Below are 16945 nucleotides of genomic sequence, written 5' to 3'. Positions count from 1 at the left end.
GATGAGTACACTCAGTCAAAAGAAGGGTGTAGGTGGAACAATTTGGGACTTTATGACAACTGTGGATCATAAGAAAATCGCCATTCTTTATTTAATTGCCGGCGGTATCTTTTTTCTAGTCGGAGGAGTGGAAGCGCTATTTATACGTATTCAGCTGGCTATACCAAGCAATGACTTTGTTAGTGCAGGAACGTATAATGAAATTTTAACAATGCATGGAACAACGATGATTTTCTTAGCTGCCATGCCGCTTCTTTTTGCTATGATGAATGCAGTTGTTCCGCTGCAAATCGGAGCTCGAGATGTAGCATTTCCATTTTTAAATTTGTTAGGTTTTTGGTTGTTTGCCTTTGGGGGACTCTTTTTAAATCTAAGCTGGTTTTTAGGAGGAGCACCTGATGCAGGTTGGACATCATATGCTTCGCTGTCTATTGCATCGCCTGGTCACGGAATTGATTTTTATGCGATAGGTTTGCAGATTTCCGGAGCCGGGACATTGATTTCAGGTATCAACTTTCTCGTAACAATCATTAACATGAGGGCGCCAGGTATGACTTATATGCGTATGCCGCTGTTTACGTGGACGACGTTTGTTGCATCAGCTCTTATTTTGTTTGCGTTTCCAGCACTGACGGTTGGATTGTTTTTAATGATTTTTGACCGCTTGTTCGGTGGAAACTTTTTTGACGCCACAATGGGTGGAAATACGATTATCTGGGAACATCTTTTCTGGATATTCGGTCATCCGGAAGTATATATTTTAATTCTTCCAGCGTTTGGTGTTTTCTCGGAAATTTTACCTACTTTTTCAAGAAAGAGATTATTCGGATACTCGTCGATGGTTTTTGCTACCGTATTAATCGGATTTTTAGGGTTCATGGTGTGGGCTCACCACATGTTTACAACCGGACTTGGTCCGATTGCAAATGCCATTTTTGCTGTCGCTACGATGGCCATCGCCGTTCCAACTGGAATTAAAATTTTTAACTGGCTGTTTACGCTTTGGGGAGGAAGTATTGAGTTTACGTCTCCAATGCTTTACGCTGTCGCCTTTATTCCGTCATTTGTTATCGGGGGAGTAACAGGAGTTATGGCAGCTGTAGCACCTGCAGATTATCAATTTCAAGATTCTTATTTTATCGTTGCTCACTTCCATTACGTTATCGTAGGCGGTGTCGTATACGCTATATTAGCAGGTGTCACATACTGGTGGCCAAAAATGTTTGGCAAGATGTTAGATGAAAAGTTAAGCAAAGCAACGTTCTGGCTCTTTTTGATTGGTTTCCACTTAACGTTCTTTATTCAGCATTTCTTAGGTCTAATGGGGATGCCTCGCCGCGTATGGACGTTCTTGCCTAATCAAGGTCTCGACCTTGGGAATGCAATCAGTTCATCAGGAGCTGCTTTCATGGCGGTTGCTACGCTCATTTTACTTGTTAACATTATAAAAACCACTGCCAAAGGACAAAAGGTAGGAGGAGATCCTTGGGGAGACGGACGTACATTAGAATGGGCTATTTCATCTCCGCCACCAGAGTATAACTTTAAACAAACGCCGCTTGTACGCGGGTTAGATGCATATTGGATTGAAAAAATGGCAGGAAATAAAGAAATGACGCCAGCCGAACCTCTTGGTGATATTCATATGCCAAACTCATCGTTTATTCCATTTATGATATCGCTTGGGATGTTTATTGCAGGGATTGGCTTTTTGTATCGAAATGATCATGCGTGGGGAGATGTTGTAGGGATTATCGGAATGATCGTCATGTTTTTATCGATGTTCTTCCGTTCATGGATTGATGATCACGGCTTTCATATTCACAAAGAAGACTTAGTTGATGATGACAAGGAGGCGAAGATGTAATGGAGACTGAACAAAAGCTAACCGCTGAAACTTTCCCTGCTTCGCCTGAAAAAGCAACGCTTGAAGGGAAAAATAAATTTACCGGCTTTTGGCTCTTTTTAGGCGGGGAGACGGTTTTGTTTGCTTCACTTTTTGCTACTTATTTAGCTTTGCGCAATTCAACGATGTCAGGACCTAAGCCGGAAGAATTGTTTGATATTAAGCTTGTTTTTGCAGCAACCATGATTTTATTAACAAGTTCACTAACAAGCGTATATGCTATGTATCATATGAAAAATTTTGAGTTTAAAAAGATGCAGCTATGGTTAGGCGTTACGTGGCTTTTAGGTTTAGCGTTTTTAGGGCTAGAAATCTATGAGTTCAGGCATTATGTTCATGAAGGGCATACGTTTACAAGCAGCGCATTTGGTTCTTCTTTCTACGCGCTGGTTGGGACACACGGAGCTCACGTAACGTTCGGACTGCTTTGGATTGGTTCTTTGATGATTCGAAATGCGAAGCGGGGGCTAAACTTATATAACGCTCCTAAATATTATGTCGCAAGTTTATACTGGCACTTTATCGATGTTGTGTGGGTCTTTATTTTCACGGTTGTATATTTAATGGGAATGGTGGGATAAGCTGATGACGACAAATCAATCAAACTCAGATAACCCAAGGCTCAATTTAGAATATCGTAAAAAAAGAAACGCAGAAGATATGAAGATGCAAGTTATCTCTTTTGCAATGATGTTGTTTTTAACACTAATTGCTTTTTTTGCGGTTTATCAAGAGTTTAGCGGATGGTACATTATGCCGGTGATTGTGCTCTTGGCGGTTGTTCAAGTCATCTTTCAACTTTATTATTTCATGCATATGAACCACAAAGGACATACCATACCAGCATTTTTCTTGTATTCAGGCGTATTGGTAGCTCTTTTAACCATTTTAGCTTTTGTAACCATTATTTGGTGGTAAAGAAAAGGGCTGGCATGCGCCAGTCCTTTTCATCATCTGTAGAAGGAGGAATAGACGTTGATTAACAATTTGCAGATGTTTGGTTTTGAAGCACTTTGGAGTCCTTACTATTTTTTAACCATTTGTCTGGTGACCGTCTTATATTTTTTCATCGTTGGTAGATGGAGAGGGAATTTTATAGGAGCGGCGGCCGTAGACAGAAAAACAAAAGCGTATTTTGTTATCAGCATGGTTCTTTTGTATATATGTAAAGGAGGACCTGTAGATTTACTAGGGCACTTTATGTTTAGTGCTCATATGACGCAAATGGCAATTGTTTACTTGGTGATTCCCCCGCTTTTTATTTTAGGAATTCCACCGTGGTTAGCTCGTTCTGTTATTTATGTAAGAGGGGTTAAACCTGTTTTTAAATTTTTTACAAAGCCCTTAATTGCTTTACTATTATTCAATGGGTTATTTTCTTTGTATCATATTCCGCTGCTTTTTGATGTTATTAAAACGGATATGACGCTTCACGGAATCGTGAGTGTTGTATTATTTATCGCTGCATTTTGTATGTGGTGGCCACTCATTAATCAGCTAGAAGAAGAACAAACGCTAAGTTCTTTAAAAAAGCTTGGATACATTTTTGCAGATGGCGTACTTCTTACTCCAGCGTGCGCGCTGATTATTTTTGCAAACCATTCTTTGTATGCGACGTATACAGATTCAAGCGCTTGGGTACAAGCTCTTTCCCTTTGTGTACCGCCTTCTATGATTGCAAGTTTAGGGCAGCTTGCTCCTGAGATGTTTAATACGCTGCCTCCCGTGGAAGACCAGCAGCTAGGCGGCGTTATTATGAAGATCATTCAAGAAATTGTGTATGGAACGGTTTTAGGCTTTATTTTTTTTCAGTGGGCTCGAAAAGAACGAGAGAAAGATACGTACATGCCTGATTTTACTGAACCTCAAGATATAAAACCAAAGGAATTTCCGTCTACTCCTCCTTTGAATTAAAAAAAGCGCAGTCTGATTACTGCGCTTTTTCTAATTCTATAGCTGAACGGTTTCAAGCTGTGATTTGATTTGTGTTAATATCTTTTCACACTGTTCTACAAGGGATGGCGGGAAATATTCTCCGTCTCCATATTCTACACCGTGAGGATAATAATGTTTGCCTAATAGAGGTGTCATAAGGTGAATAACAGCATGCCTGCCCCCTACATCGCCTGAAATAGCATGTCCTTGGACTCGCAAATAGAAGGTATCTCGCTGAAACTCGAATTTTCGATCGTACGTGACGCGTTCATAATCCCATTGTCCGGCGCGGACCAGGCCAAATTGATGCATAATCTCATCTAATAAATCTAAATCTACCTTTAATGAATCAAACTTTGCATATTCAAATTTCATATGAACTCCCTCCCAAAACAGATATACTCCAACTAAATCATAAGCTGAATGGATAAAACTTGCAATATCTAATAAGGAAAAATGTAAACGTTATCTATTTTTATTTAAACGTTTTAAATGCGAAAGTTTACTAAAAAGTTGGTCACACTATAAAGCGAACACACTATGTAAAGGAGGATAAAACAATGAAAACTGTACAAGAGGTAATGACAGCTGATACGGAAACATGCACCACGCTCGATAACGTATATGAAGTGGCAGTGAAAATGAAGGAATGGAATGTAGGCGCAATTCCAATTGTCGATAGAGATCAGTTAGTAGGAATGATTACAGATCGAGACTTAGTTATAAAAGGCATTGCAGAAAAGAAGCCAAATTCAAGTAAAGTAACGGATGTTATGAGTGAAGAGCTTATAACTATTACAGCGGAAGCCTCTGTAGAAGAAGCTTCTAAGCTTATGGCTCAACATCAAATCCGTCGTCTTCCTGTTGTGGAAAATCAAAAGCTAGTCGGGATTGTTTCGCTAGGTGATTTATCAACGTTTCGCTATGCAAATGAACGTGCAGGAGAAGCGCTCTCAGACATTTCAGAACATACGCATTAAAAAGCGAAAGCCAACTGTTTGCAGGATATTCGTAAATAGTTGGCTTTTTCTTTTGTTTCCTTCATACCGATAGCTATTTTTTTTTGAATGCATGTATAATAGAGATAAAAATAAGTTAAACAGGTAAAGAAAACAGGTGTAAGGAGAGGAAGAAAAGCTGAAAAAAGTTATTTTTATTCTCGTATTAATAGTGGCATTTGTATACGCGGAGGATTATTTACCTCAGCTAGAAAAATATCTAACGGGTCAAAATATTGAGCAAAACCAAACGGATTCCAAAAGTCAGCCCACCCAAGAAGTGGCTTCTTATGAAAAACAAAGTGAAAATATGATGAGGCTCATTGGAGATCATTCAGAACAGTTAATTGGAATGCTTGGAGAGCCGGATCGTATTGATTCTTCTGCATATGGCTATGACTGGTGGATTTACAAAAAGAATCGTCAAACGTATGCGCAGGTAGGAGTAGAAAATAATCAAGTTGTATCCGTATACGTCATTGGTTCAAGAACAAATACAGATCCTTTTGAGATTGGTGAGAAGCGAGAAGAAGTGGAAAAAAGAGTTTCACTTTCATCCGAACTCACGCTTCAAAAAGACGGAAATGAATACCGATTTCGTCTGAGTGAAGAGGATATGAAAATGCGTCCCATTATTAAATATGGAGATGTATACGTCCAACTATATTTTGATCAGTTCCTTAATACAATCTCAAGTATTCGAATTATGGATATGGACACGCTATTAAAACAGCGTCCGTACGAAATTGTTTATCGCGGCGAGCTTCCAACAGCTCCGTCATTGACAGCAGAGGAGTGGAAAAGTGTCCAAGAAGGAGAAGAGCAGCAAATTATCGATATTACAAATGTAATTCGAGACCGTTTTCAGCTGTCACCTTTAGCTTGGGACGAAGCCACTGCCGGAGTAGCTTATTTACACAGCAAAGAAATGAGTGACTTAAACTATTTCTCTCACGTTTCACCAGCACAAGGTGATTTAGGCAACCGTCTGCAAAAAGGTGATGTAGTATACCGTATCGCGGGCGAAAATATCGCCTCGAATTATCAGGATGGAATCGCTGCGGTTGAAGGGTGGCTTAATAGTGAGGGACATCGTAAGGCTTTACTCAATAAAGAGTTTACGCGTCTTGGTGTAGGTGTATATGAGAAGTATTATACGCAAAACTTTATCACTCCGATGAATGAATAGTAAGATTAAAACTTCCTTTTGAAAATAGGTCTACTCTTGTCCTCTTTCTCATAAGTTTTAGTAGAGGTTAGAGGAGGGACGAGAATGAAAGGAAGAATAGTAGGAATATTGCTCGTACTTTTCTTTGCATATACGACTACTGTACATGCAGCTGAAGGGCAGTGGGAAAAGCTTGATAACTTATCTGATCAAACGCTATCGCTTGTAGAGCAAAAGGAGTATAAAGCAGCCCAACATTTGTTCAGAAATTTTTCGAATGAATTTACCAGTCTCAATACAGCTTCTTTGGGCGTATCGGCCGAAGATATACGTATTTTAACTCTTTGTTATGAACAGGTAGAAAGGTCTCTTTTATCTTCTGATTCCAGTGATGAAGAACGTCTTCAAAAAGCTACTCAATTTCGATTATTAGTCGATGCGCTGCACAGCAAGCATCAGCCTATGTGGACTGAACTCGAAGGCAGTATGCTAGCAACATTTAAAGAGATGCGAAATGAAGCAGTAAAAGGACAACAGGCGGCTTATGAAGCGCAGCTTAAGCAATTTTTAAAGGAATATGATATGATCTTACCGAGCGCGCAGGTAGACGTGTCGTCTCCCTACGTACAGCGTGTGAGCGCAGACGTTCACTTTTTACAAAGTGAAGGAACGCTAAGTGAGATTAACGATGACCAGTTCAACCAAATGGAACAAAATTTAAAAGATTTTTTTGAACAAGTAAAAGAAAATCGTACGGACCCGTCTTTTATTTGGGTTACAATTACCACCGGAAGTATTATTATTGCTACACTTTTTTATGTAGGAGCGCGAAAATATTTCGCTGACCAGAAAAGAAAGTCAGCCAGAGGGCGTAATGATTGACGTAAAAGCGCAGAATTGTCTAAAATAAAAGAGTAGTCAAACACATAATGAAAGGTGTGGGTAAATGAGCTTTTTGATTTATTTTCTCATTATTATCCTTGTGCCAATTTGGGCACAGTTTAAGGTGAGAAGTGCTTACAAAAAATATTCACAAGTAAGCAACTCATCAGGAATGACAGGCGCAGAAGTAGCAAGAAAAATTTTGGATGAAAACGGATTGTACAACGTTCACGTAGAGCCTGTAGGCGGATTTTTATCCGATCACTACGATCCTCGCTCAAAAGTCATTCGTTTGTCAGAAGACAACTATTACGGAACGTCTGTCGCAGGCGCTGCCGTTGCGGCTCACGAAGTGGGACACGCGATTCAAGACAAAGAAAACTATTCGTTTTTACGCCTTCGCCACTCGCTTGTGCCGGTGGCAAGCCTTGGATCAAACGCTTCTTGGATTTTAATTATGATTGGAATTATCGCGTCGATTAAGCCGTTGCTATTGTTAGGTATTATCTTCATGGCAGCAGCGGTCGTATTCCAAGTTGTAACACTGCCTGTTGAATTTAACGCTTCAAGCCGAGCGATGACGCAAATCGTCTCAGTGGGAGCGATTCGAAATGACGAAGAGCGCGAGACGCGCAAAGTGCTTAACGCAGCGGCTTTAACATACGTAGCAGCCGCAGCAGTAGCAGTTCTTGAGTTGGTTCGTTTAATCATGATTTATACAGGAATGAATAACGACGACTAATAAAAAAATACCGCATTAGCGGTATTTTTTTATCTTTCAAGCGGTTTTTTATTTTCATCAAGGGTAAATCCTTCACCTAAGACATCATGAACATCCGTAACTGCAACGAAGGCGTGTGGATCTACAGAAGTAATAACTTGCTTTAAACGGAAAATTTCATTTTTACTAACAACGCAGTATAGCACGTTGGTATCTTGCTTAGAAAAAGAACCCTGTCCTTTTAAAATCGTCACGCCTCGATCCATTTCTTTCATAATTTTATCCGATATGGCTTCGTTATGATTCGAAATGATGGTTGCGCCTTTGGCCGCATACGCACCGTCTTGCATAAAGTCAATAACCCGTGCAGCGACAAAGACTGCAACAAGTGTGTACATAGCTTCTCGGTAGGATAAATAAATGAGAGACGCACTAATTACAATAAAGTCAAAAAGAAACATCGTTTTCCCCATATTCCACCCGATATATTTTTGAACAACACGGGCAATGATATCGACTCCTCCTGTTGTTCCTCCAAACCTGAAAATAATGCCAAGACCCACTCCAATAAAAACACCGGCAAAAAGAGCTGCTAGAGTCATATCATGGCGCAGGGGCATATTCACCGGAAAGCGCTGGAATATCCATAAAAATAGCGATAAGCTAACAACTCCGAGCATGGTATAAATAAATGCTGTTCTCCCTAATAGTTTCCACCCTACAAAAAACAAAGGAATATTTAACACTAAGTTAGAATAAGAGGGATCAATGTTAAATAAGAAAAATAAAAGCAGGGTAATGCCTGTGAATCCACCTTCAGCTAAATTGTTTTGCATGTTAAAATTAACAAGTCCAAACGCAAATATAGCAGAACCAAGCAGTATAAAAATAATATTTTTTAATCTGAGACCTTTCATACTTACAAACCTCCTATGACCGTTTTTGCACTACCTTATCATAAAGGAATATATTTCATTTCGTAAATAACTATCGAAAAGATTTTTGAAAATAGTAAAAAGTGATGATGTTTCTTCTAGTGCTATGTATTAGTAGTATCCTCAATTCGTAAAATATAGACAGATTTTTGAGAATTAAGGGAAACGTGAGGAATATTGTGAAAGAGCATCTGACAAAGGCGTGGTAAGAAGAAGTAATTACACTAAATAATTTGAAGTAAAGATGTTATAATAGTAAGCTGAGTGTACTTCTAAAAGAGGTGGAATAAAAAGATGTCAAAAAAAACGATGGAGCAAATGCAGCAAGAAGTTGATGCATATATTAGCCAATTTAAAGAAGGATATTTTAGTCCTCTTGCTATGCTTGCGAGAATGTCGGAAGAAGTGGGCGAATTATCGCGCGAAATTAACCACTATTATGGTGAAAAGCCGAAGAAAACGACTGAAGCAGAACGTACGGTCGAAGAAGAAATGGGCGACATTTTATTTGTATTAATTTGCTTTGCAAATTCATTAAATATTGATTTACAAGAAGCGCATGATCGCGTTATGAATAAATTTAATACGCGTGACAAAGATCGCTGGACGAAAAAAGAAGACTAAGGAGAGAAAAAGAATGGACAAAATTCGAATTGTACTTGCAGGACCAAGAGGTCGTATGGGAAAAGAAGCTGTATTATTAATAGAAGAAACAGAGCATTTTGAATTAGTAGCAGCGGTGGATCGTATCAATGAAGGAAAATACATAAGTGATATTGAAGGAATGCCAAATGTACAAGCGCCGATCTACACGGATATTGAAAAATGTTTTCAAGACGTTAAGGCAGATGTTTTAGTTGATTTGACAACACCTGAAATTGGACGCGTTCATACTAAAACAGCTTTAACATATGGAGTACGACCTGTTGTAGGAACAACTGGCTTTTCAGAAGAAGATTTAAAAGAATTAAAGCAGCTTGCTGAAGAGAAGGAACTTGGCTGTATCATTGCACCTAATTTTGCAATTGGCGCTATTTTAATGATGAAGTTTTCACAAATGGCAGCTAAATACTTTGATGATGTAGAAATCATTGAAATGCATCATGATCAAAAGTTAGATGCACCATCAGGAACAGGCTTAAAAACAGCGGAGCTGATCAGTGAAGTTCGTGAAGCAAAAAAACAGGGCCACCCTGAGGAAAAAGAATTACTAGAGGGCGCACGCGGTGCAGATTATGAAGGAATCCGCCTACATAGCGTACGTTTGCCAGGACTGATTGCTCACCAAGAAGTGATGTTCGGAGGATTTGGACAAACGTTAAAAATTCGTCATGATTCATACAACCGCGCTTCTTTTATGTCAGGTGTGAAGCTAGCTGTTGACACAGTTATGAACGTAGACACACTTGTATATGGGTTAGAAAATATTATTGACTAAGGAGCGAGAAAAATGAAAATCGCCTTAATTGCACATGATAAAAAGAAAAATGATATGGTACAATTCACAACAGCCTATCAAGCGATTTTACAGGAACATTCGCTGTTCGCAACAGGAACAACAGGAACGCGTATTTCAGAAGCAACAGGTTTGCAGGTTCACCGCTTTCAATCAGGACCGCTTGGAGGAGATCAGGAGATAGGAGCTTTAATTGCTCAAAATGAAATGGATATGGTTATTTTTTTCCGCGATCCGTTAACAGCTCAGCCTCATGAACCTGATATTTCAGCTCTGATGCGTCTATGTGACGTCTATGCGGTTCCTCTTGCAACGAATATGGGAACAGCAGAGATTTTAATTCATGGACTTGAACGAGGCGATTTGCATTGGCGTTCAATTATAAAAAAATAGGGTGAAGATAATGAAAGAAACAATAGATATCCTTGCCTTTGGTGCTCATGCCGATGATGTAGAAATCGGCATGGGTGGAACCATTGCAAGAATGAGTGAACAAGGTTTGAAGGTAGTTATTTGCGATTTGACGCAAGCTGAACTTTCTTCAAATGGAACGGTTGAAATTCGAAAACAAGAAGCGTCTAAAGCAGCTGAAGTCTTAGGTGTTCATGAGCGAATTCATCTGCATTTGCCAGACAGAGGTTTGTTTTTAAAGCCAGAATATATAGCTGAAATTGCATCAGTCATTCGCACGTATCAACCAAGGATTATATTTGCTCCTTATTTTGAAGATCGTCATCCTGATCATGGAAATTGTGCAAAGCTTGTAGAAGAGGCCATGTTTTCCGCTGGCGTTAAAAATTATATAGATGATAAGAAGCAAAAAGCTCATCGTGCGGAGTCTCTATATTTCTATATGATAAATGGATTTCATAAGCCAAATTTTATCGTAGATGTATCAAGCACGTTTCAAAAGAAAGTAGCTAGTCTAGAGGCTTATGAAAGTCAATTTATAAAAACAGCAGATACGTTTGATACGCCGCTCGTAAACGGATATATTGAAACGGTAGAGAGCAGAGAGCGATTATTTGGCAAAGAAGTCGGGATAGCTTACGGTGAAGGTTTTTTATCTAAAAAACCGATTTTGATGTACGACGATTTAGTAGGTGGAAAATAAATGAAGTTAAAAATTGGTATTACATGTTATGCTTCCGTTGGAGGTTCAGGAGTGGTAGCAACGGAGCTAGGGAAGCTGCTGGCTGAAAAGGGGCACGAAATTCATTTTATTTCCTCTAGCATGCCTTTTAGATTGACGAAAGTATATCCAAATATTTATTTTCACGAAGTAGATGTAAATCAATACTCCGTCTTTAAATACCCTCCGTATGATCTCGCTTTATCCAGTAAAATGGCTGAAGTGGCTAAAAGAGAAAAGCTTGATATTATTCATACGCACTATGCAATCCCCCATGCCGTTTGCGGGATTTTAGCTAAACAAATGGTAGAGCACGAAGTGAAAATTGTGACGACTCTTCATGGAACAGATATTACGGTTCTAGGAGAGGATCCATCGTTAAAAGACTTAATTAAATTTGGAATTGAGAAATCAGATGCAGTGACGGCTGTATCTCAGTCACTTGTTGATCAAACTCACCATTTAATTAGTCCAGATAAAGAAATTGAAACGATGTATAATTTTATTGATGAACGAGTTTATCATAAAAAAGAAGTTCAGTATTTAAAAGCGGAGTATGGCATATTAGAAAATGAAAAAGTCGTTATTCATATTTCAAACTTTCGTCAAGTCAAACGAGTTACAGATATAGTCAAAACATTTGCTATTATTAATGAAAGGCTTCAGTCTAAGCTGCTGCTTGTAGGAGACGGCCCTGAAATGACGGTTGTGTCTCAATTGGTAAAAGAGCTAAATCTTCAAGATTCTGTGTTATTTCTTGGGAAACAAGAAAATGTAGCAGAATTATATTCGATTAGCGATTTAAAACTGTTATTATCTGAAAAAGAAAGCTTTGGGCTTGTACTTTTAGAAGCTATGGCTTGTGGTGTTCCATGCATCGGAACAAATATAGGCGGAATTCCTGAAGTAATTGAACACGAAAAAACAGGATATATTTGCGAAGTTGGAGACGTCGAAGAGGCAGCGAGCAAAGCAATTCAGCTACTTGAAAATGAACAGCTGCATCACCAAATGAGGGAAGCGTCTCTAAGCGCAGTTAATCATAAATTTCATTCAACAGAGATTGTGAGTCAATATGAAAAACTTTATTATAAATTGGTACAGGGTTGAAGAATGGAGGACGTTATGAAAGAACCGTTCATTCATCCGCTTTATATTATTGAAAAACTGGAGACAGCCGGTTACGAAGCGTATTTTGTTGGAGGAGCGGTCCGGGATTTCATTTTAAATCGGACGATTGGAGATATTGATATCGCTACGTCAGCTAGGCCGGAACAAGTGATGGAACTCTTTCCTAAGACGATTCATGTAGGAATTGAGCATGGTACGGTTGTCGTTGTTCATGAGAACGAGACCTATGAGGTGACCACTTTTCGCTCTGAGGGAGAATATGATGATTTTCGTCGTCCCTCGTCCGTTACGTTTATTTCGTCTCTGATAGAAGATTTGCAGCGTCGCGATTTTACAATTAATGCAATGGCTATGAATGCAAAAGGAGAAATTATTGATCCATTTAATGGAAGGGAAGATTTACGAAACCAGTTAATTCGTACTGTCGGAAATGCTAAAGAACGCTTTCATGAAGATGCTCTTCGTATGATGAGAGCCGTTCGCTTTGTCAGTCAGCTGGCGTTTTCGCTGTCTGATCAAACTAAAAGAGCCATTCAGCAATACGGTGAACTACTGAGGCATGTTTCTATTGAACGCATTACAGTTGAATTCGAAAAAATGCTGAGCGGAAAGCGGCCGTCTTTAGCATTAGCACTTGTAGCAGATACGGAGCTGTATCGCTACTTGCCCGAATTGAATGTAGATCCGCAAAAATTCCGATCTGTTTGTGCACACGATTGGATGATGCTTCAGCGAGTATCGGAGTCATGGACACTTCTTGTACATCTGCTCGACATTCAAGACAAGCAGGCATTTTTTAAAAGCTGGAAATTATCTAATAAGCAAATTAAAGATATTCAGCTTCAGTCTATTGGTCTTCGGGACGTTTTGGAAAATGGATGGTCAAAACGCATCATGTATACAATTGGAGAGCAGGCCAGCGTGAGCGTGAATCGTATTTTACAACTTCTTCGAAGCAATGAGTATATGAATGAACATGAGCTTCTTTACATCTATAGCGAGCTGCCTATTCATTCTTTAAAAGATTTAGATATAAATGGTCAAGATCTTTTAGTATGGACAGGTAAAAAGGGTGGTCCATGGGTGTCTCAACTATTAAAAGAAATTGAGGAGAAAGTTCTATACAATGAGTTAATGAACACGAAATCTTCAATAAGAAAGTGGGTGCAGTCTTGCAGTCAGATATAAGAAGAACGCTGCTTGAAATGTTTACGAACGCAGATGGGGACTATGTGTCCGGCCAAAAAATCAGCGATTTATTAGGCTGTTCAAGAACAGCTGTATGGAAGCATATCGAAGAGCTGCGAAAAGACGGCTATGAACTTGAAGCTGTTCGTAAAAAAGGCTATCGCATTGTTGGGAAGCCGAACAAAGTAAGCAGCAACGAGCTTTTATTAGGGCTTCAAACAACAAAAATCGGCCAGTATATTCACTATGAGGAAAGCGTGCATTCTACTCAAAAAATTGCTCATCGAATTGCTCAAGAAGGAGCAAAAGAAGGAACGGTCGTAGTTGCTGAAGAGCAAACGGCAGGAAGAGGAAGACTTGATAGAGCGTGGTACTCCCCAAAATATACTGGTGCCTGGATGAGTATTATACTGCGTCCTTCTATCCCTCCGCAGCAGGCTCCTCAGCTGACTTTACTATCAGCAGTGGCTGTTGTACAGGCCATTCAAGAAGTGACGAACCTTTCTCCAGACATTAAATGGCCGAATGATGTTTTATTAAATGGGAAGAAGCTAGTTGGGATTTTAACGGAAATGCAGGCTGATTTTGACCGGATTCATTCGGTCATCATTGGAATCGGCATTAATGTGAATCAGCAGGAAACGGATTTTAATGAACAAATCAAACACATTGCCACATCTTTACGTATTGAAAAAGGTGAAGAAATTAATCGTGCCGCTTTGATGCAAGCGTTTTTCTTAAAGTTAGAAACCCTTTATGAAGAATACTTAAAAAATGGCTTTGGTTTAATTAAAGTTCTTTGGGAAACGTATGCAATCAGCATTGGAAAGCGAATTATAGCACGGACGATGACAGCCAACATTGAAGGCTTTGCAAAAGGTATAACAGATGAAGGCGTTTTATTGATTGAAGACGATGAAGGTGTTATACACCGAATTCATTCTGCAGATATTGAGCTCTCTGCTAAAAAATAGTAGAAAAATAAAGAAATTTTTATTATAATACGAGTATCAAGGTAGTATCGAAAGAACTTCACTTGATACTCGTTTGTTTATTTTTAATATGACAATAAATCTGCCTTGATCCATTAAGGACTAGGACAGAGGGATGACGCGTAGGTAAGCACATTAGGTAAAGTGTGCTTTTTATAGATGAAGTCTGTCAAAGTCCTTCTTCCTTTTATAGGTAGAAGGGCTTTTTTGTGTGCAGACGTGCGCTCATCTCCTCTGAGAAGGAGGAGAAAGTTAGTGAAAACAAAATTAGATTTTTTACGTATGAAACAAAACAATGAACCAATTGTGATGCTGACTGCGTACGATTATCCGTCAGCTAAGTACGCTGAAGAAGCAGGCGTAGACATGATTTTAGTAGGCGACTCTCTAGGAATGGTCGTTTTAGGATATGACTCTACGATTCCTGTAACGGTAGATGATATGATTCATCATACAAAAGCGGTTAAAAGAGGGGCTAGTGATACATTTATCGTCACCGACATGCCGTTTATGTCCTATCACGTGTCGAAAGAAGACACGATGAAAAATGCTGCTCGCATTATGCAGGAAAGCGGAGCTCATGCTTTAAAAGTAGAAGGTGCAAACGATGTTCTCTATACAATTTCAGAATTGACGCAAGCTGGTATTCCGGTTGTTGCACATCTCGGGTTAACACCTCAGTCTGTCGGTGTTCTGGGCGGTTATAAAGTGCAAGGGAAAGAAGCGAAAGAAGCCAAACAGCTAATCCAAGACGCAATCAAGTGTGAGCAGGCGGGAGCTATTGCTGTTGTATTGGAGTGTGTTCCTAAACAAGTAGCAAAACAAGTAGCTGAACGCTTAAGCATTCCAACAATCGGAATCGGAGCAGGAGCTGAGACGGATGGTCAAGTACTTGTATACCACGATGTATTAACGTACGGCGTAGAGCGTGTGCCCAAATTTGTTCAGTCATTTGCGAAAATAAATGAGCCTATTTTACAAGGGCTTTCTCAGTATGTAAGTGAAGTGAAAAAAAGAGAGTTTCCGAAAGAAGCACATACTTTTTCAATGAAAGAAGAGCAGTTAACGGCACTGTACGGAGGGAAATAAGATGAAAGTCATTACAACAATTAAAGACATGCAGCAGGAGATGAAAAAAGAAAAGCAGCTTGGACGTTCAATTGGATTTGTCCCGACGATGGGCTATTTGCATGAAGGTCATGCTACTCTGCTTGGAGCAGCTCGCACAGAAAATGAAGTAGTGGCGCTAAGTATTTTTGTGAACCCGACTCAATTTGGACCAAATGAAGATTTTGATACGTATCCAAGAGATTTTGAACGCGATGAGCGCGTGGCAAAAGAAGCTAACGTCGACTATTTATTTTATCCTTCAGTAGAGGAAATGTATAAGTCAAGCCGTTCAGTTGCTATAACCGTGAGAGATCGTGTAGACGTATTGTGTGGACAGAAGCGTCCCGGTCATTTTGACGGAGTAGCCACGGTACTAACAAAGCTTTTTCACATTGTAACACCAGATCGTGCATACTTTGGTAAAAAAGATGCGCAGCAAGTTGCTGTAGTAGATGGTTTAATTGAAGATTTTAATTTCCCGGTGGAGCTTAGAGCAGTAAATACAGTGAGAGAAGCAGATGGATTAGCTAAAAGTTCTCGTAACGTATATTTAACAGATAAAGAAAGAGAAGAGGCACCTGTTTTATTTAAGAGTTTACAAAGCGCTCTGCAGCTTCTTGAAGGTGGAGAGAAGCAAGTAGAAATCATTAAAGGGACCATTCGAAAAGAAATTGAGCAACATACGAGCGGTAAAGTGGATTATATCGAGGTTTATACGTATCCAGAGCTAAAACCAATTAAGAACGCCGCTGGAAAAATCATTATCGCTTTAGCTGTTCAATTCTCTAAAGCTCGTTTAATTGATAATGTAATTGTAGACGTACAGGGGGATAACTAAATGTTTCGCACGATGATGAACGCTAAAATACACAGAGCTCATGTAACTGAAGCCAACTTAAATTATGTTGGCAGCATCACCATTGATGAAGATATTATCGACGCAGTAGGAATTGCAGCAAACGAAAAAGTCCAAATTGTAAACAATAATAACGGAGCTCGCTTGGAAACGTACGTGATTCCCGGCGAACGAGGGAGCGGCGTAGTTTGTTTAAATGGAGCTGCTGCAAGACTCGTGCAGCCTGGAGATATCGTCATCATTATCTCTTATGCGCTCGTAGCAAATGAAGAAGTAGCTCACCATCATCCAACCGTAGCGATTATGAATGAGCAGAATAAAATCCAACAATTGCTTAAACAAGAACCAGCTGGTACAATTCTATAAGAACAGTCCCCCTTTATGAGGGGGATTTTTATTTGAATACATACGCTAGTAAGTGAACGGTATAAACCTCTATACACACTAAAGTAAAACTTCTATGTATGAAAGCCTCTCTGTTTTTCACGAGAAGGAGTTGCGCTTTTAAAGCATATAGAGCAGGCTTTCACTTTAT

At 39.4% G+C, this 16945-nt stretch carries 20 protein-coding genes; 18 read left to right on the top strand and 2 right to left on the bottom strand.

Features of this window, described 5'->3' with window-relative positions; genetic code table 11:
* The first annotated feature begins 1 nt into the window (after position 1).
* Genes ctaD through ctaG form a run of 4 tightly spaced genes read left to right on the top strand, consistent with a single transcriptional unit; the run spans position 2 to position 3820 of the window.
* On the top strand, positions 2-1867 hold the full coding sequence (gene ctaD, locus WKH56_RS11290) for a cytochrome c oxidase subunit I (protein WP_033578414.1): 1866 nt from the start codon (positions 2-4) through the stop codon (positions 1865-1867).
* The gene (gene ctaE, locus WKH56_RS11285; protein WP_013056081.1) at positions 1867-2487 is read left to right on the top strand and encodes a cytochrome c oxidase subunit III; all 621 of its coding nucleotides are present in this window, start codon (positions 1867-1869) and stop codon (positions 2485-2487) included. The genes ctaD and ctaE overlap by 1 nt, the downstream gene beginning before the upstream one ends.
* A 4-nt stretch (positions 2488-2491) precedes the next feature.
* Positions 2492-2824 carry a cytochrome c oxidase subunit IVB gene (ctaF, locus tag WKH56_RS11280; protein ID WP_014460982.1) on the top strand — a complete coding sequence of 111 codons (333 nt, stop codon included), beginning with the start codon at positions 2492-2494 and terminating at the stop codon, positions 2822-2824.
* A 57-nt stretch (positions 2825-2881) separates the two neighbouring features.
* On the top strand, positions 2882-3820 hold the full coding sequence (gene ctaG / locus WKH56_RS11275; protein WP_028414094.1) for a cytochrome c oxidase assembly factor CtaG: 939 nt from the start codon (positions 2882-2884) through the stop codon (positions 3818-3820).
* A gap of 36 nt (positions 3821-3856) precedes the next feature.
* On the opposite strand, the gene WKH56_RS11270 is transcribed toward ctaG, so the two are convergent.
* On the bottom strand, positions 3857-4216 hold the full coding sequence (locus WKH56_RS11270) for a YugN family protein (protein WP_013056084.1): 360 nt from the start codon (positions 4214-4216) through the stop codon (positions 3857-3859).
* Between the two features lie 185 nt (positions 4217-4401).
* Here WKH56_RS11270 and WKH56_RS11265 point away from each other — a divergent pair, with 185 nt between their 5' ends.
* The 4 genes from WKH56_RS11265 to WKH56_RS11250 all read left to right on the top strand — a co-directional run bounded on the left by WKH56_RS11265 (position 4402) and on the right by WKH56_RS11250 (position 7631).
* Complete coding sequence (locus WKH56_RS11265) at positions 4402-4821, top strand: CBS domain-containing protein (RefSeq protein WP_028414093.1); 420 nt, start codon at positions 4402-4404, stop codon at positions 4819-4821.
* Positions 4822-5011: 190 nt separating this feature from the next.
* Entirely contained in the window at positions 5012-6028 is a 1017-nt protein-coding gene (locus WKH56_RS11260) for a CAP domain-containing protein (RefSeq protein WP_048020009.1), read from the top strand.
* Positions 6029-6112: 84 nt separating this feature from the next.
* Positions 6113-6889, top strand: a complete 777-nt coding sequence (locus WKH56_RS11255) for a sporulation protein YpjB (RefSeq protein WP_028414091.1) — start codon at positions 6113-6115, stop codon at positions 6887-6889.
* A 64-nt stretch (positions 6890-6953) separates the two neighbouring features.
* Positions 6954-7631, top strand: a complete 678-nt coding sequence (locus WKH56_RS11250; RefSeq protein ID WP_013056088.1) for a zinc metallopeptidase — start codon at positions 6954-6956, stop codon at positions 7629-7631.
* A gap of 29 nt (positions 7632-7660) precedes the next feature.
* Here WKH56_RS11250 and WKH56_RS11245 read toward each other — a convergent pair whose 3' ends face one another.
* Positions 7661-8527, bottom strand: coding sequence for a YitT family protein (locus WKH56_RS11245; protein WP_028414090.1), 867 nt, complete (start codon positions 8525-8527; stop codon positions 7661-7663).
* Positions 8528-8839: 312 nt separating this feature from the next.
* Here WKH56_RS11245 and WKH56_RS11240 point away from each other — a divergent pair, with 312 nt between their 5' ends.
* The 10 genes from WKH56_RS11240 to panD all read left to right on the top strand — a co-directional run bounded on the left by WKH56_RS11240 (position 8840) and on the right by panD (position 16776).
* Positions 8840-9169 (top strand): nucleotide pyrophosphohydrolase, encoded by a 330-nt coding sequence (locus tag WKH56_RS11240; protein WP_013056090.1) that lies wholly within the window; start codon positions 8840-8842, stop codon positions 9167-9169.
* 13 nt (positions 9170-9182) lie between these two features.
* Positions 9183-9983 (top strand): 4-hydroxy-tetrahydrodipicolinate reductase, encoded by an 801-nt coding sequence (gene dapB, locus WKH56_RS11235; protein ID WP_013056091.1) that lies wholly within the window; start codon positions 9183-9185, stop codon positions 9981-9983.
* Between the two features lie 12 nt (positions 9984-9995).
* Positions 9996-10394 (top strand): methylglyoxal synthase, encoded by a 399-nt coding sequence (gene mgsA, locus WKH56_RS11230; RefSeq protein WP_033578417.1) that lies wholly within the window; start codon positions 9996-9998, stop codon positions 10392-10394.
* A 10-nt stretch (positions 10395-10404) separates the two neighbouring features.
* Complete coding sequence (gene bshB1, locus WKH56_RS11225; RefSeq protein ID WP_063247547.1) at positions 10405-11115, top strand: bacillithiol biosynthesis deacetylase BshB1; 711 nt, start codon at positions 10405-10407, stop codon at positions 11113-11115.
* On the top strand, positions 11116-12243 hold the full coding sequence (gene bshA, locus WKH56_RS11220; RefSeq protein ID WP_048020008.1) for an N-acetyl-alpha-D-glucosaminyl L-malate synthase BshA: 1128 nt from the start codon (positions 11116-11118) through the stop codon (positions 12241-12243).
* A 15-nt stretch (positions 12244-12258) separates the two neighbouring features.
* The gene (locus WKH56_RS11215) at positions 12259-13452 is read left to right on the top strand and encodes a CCA tRNA nucleotidyltransferase (protein ID WP_063247546.1); all 1194 of its coding nucleotides are present in this window, start codon (positions 12259-12261) and stop codon (positions 13450-13452) included.
* Positions 13437-14426: a bifunctional biotin--[acetyl-CoA-carboxylase] synthetase/biotin operon repressor gene (locus WKH56_RS11210; protein WP_013056096.1), complete on the top strand. Its 990-nt coding sequence runs from the start codon at positions 13437-13439 to the stop codon at positions 14424-14426. The genes WKH56_RS11215 and WKH56_RS11210 overlap by 16 nt, the downstream gene beginning before the upstream one ends.
* A 273-nt stretch (positions 14427-14699) precedes the next feature.
* Positions 14700-15533, top strand: coding sequence for a 3-methyl-2-oxobutanoate hydroxymethyltransferase (gene panB, locus WKH56_RS11205; RefSeq protein WP_047751378.1), 834 nt, complete (start codon positions 14700-14702; stop codon positions 15531-15533).
* A gap of 1 nt (position 15534) precedes the next feature.
* Positions 15535-16392, top strand: coding sequence for a pantoate--beta-alanine ligase (gene panC, locus WKH56_RS11200; protein ID WP_310884270.1), 858 nt, complete (start codon positions 15535-15537; stop codon positions 16390-16392).
* On the top strand, positions 16393-16776 hold the full coding sequence (panD, locus tag WKH56_RS11195; RefSeq protein ID WP_028407965.1) for an aspartate 1-decarboxylase: 384 nt from the start codon (positions 16393-16395) through the stop codon (positions 16774-16776). It begins immediately after the preceding gene.
* Positions 16777-16945: the final 169 nt, after the last annotated feature.

Source organism: Priestia sp. SB1 (assembly GCF_038898415.1).
Note: the sequence above shows the minus strand (reverse complement) of the source record. Positions and strands in the feature narration are given on the sequence as shown.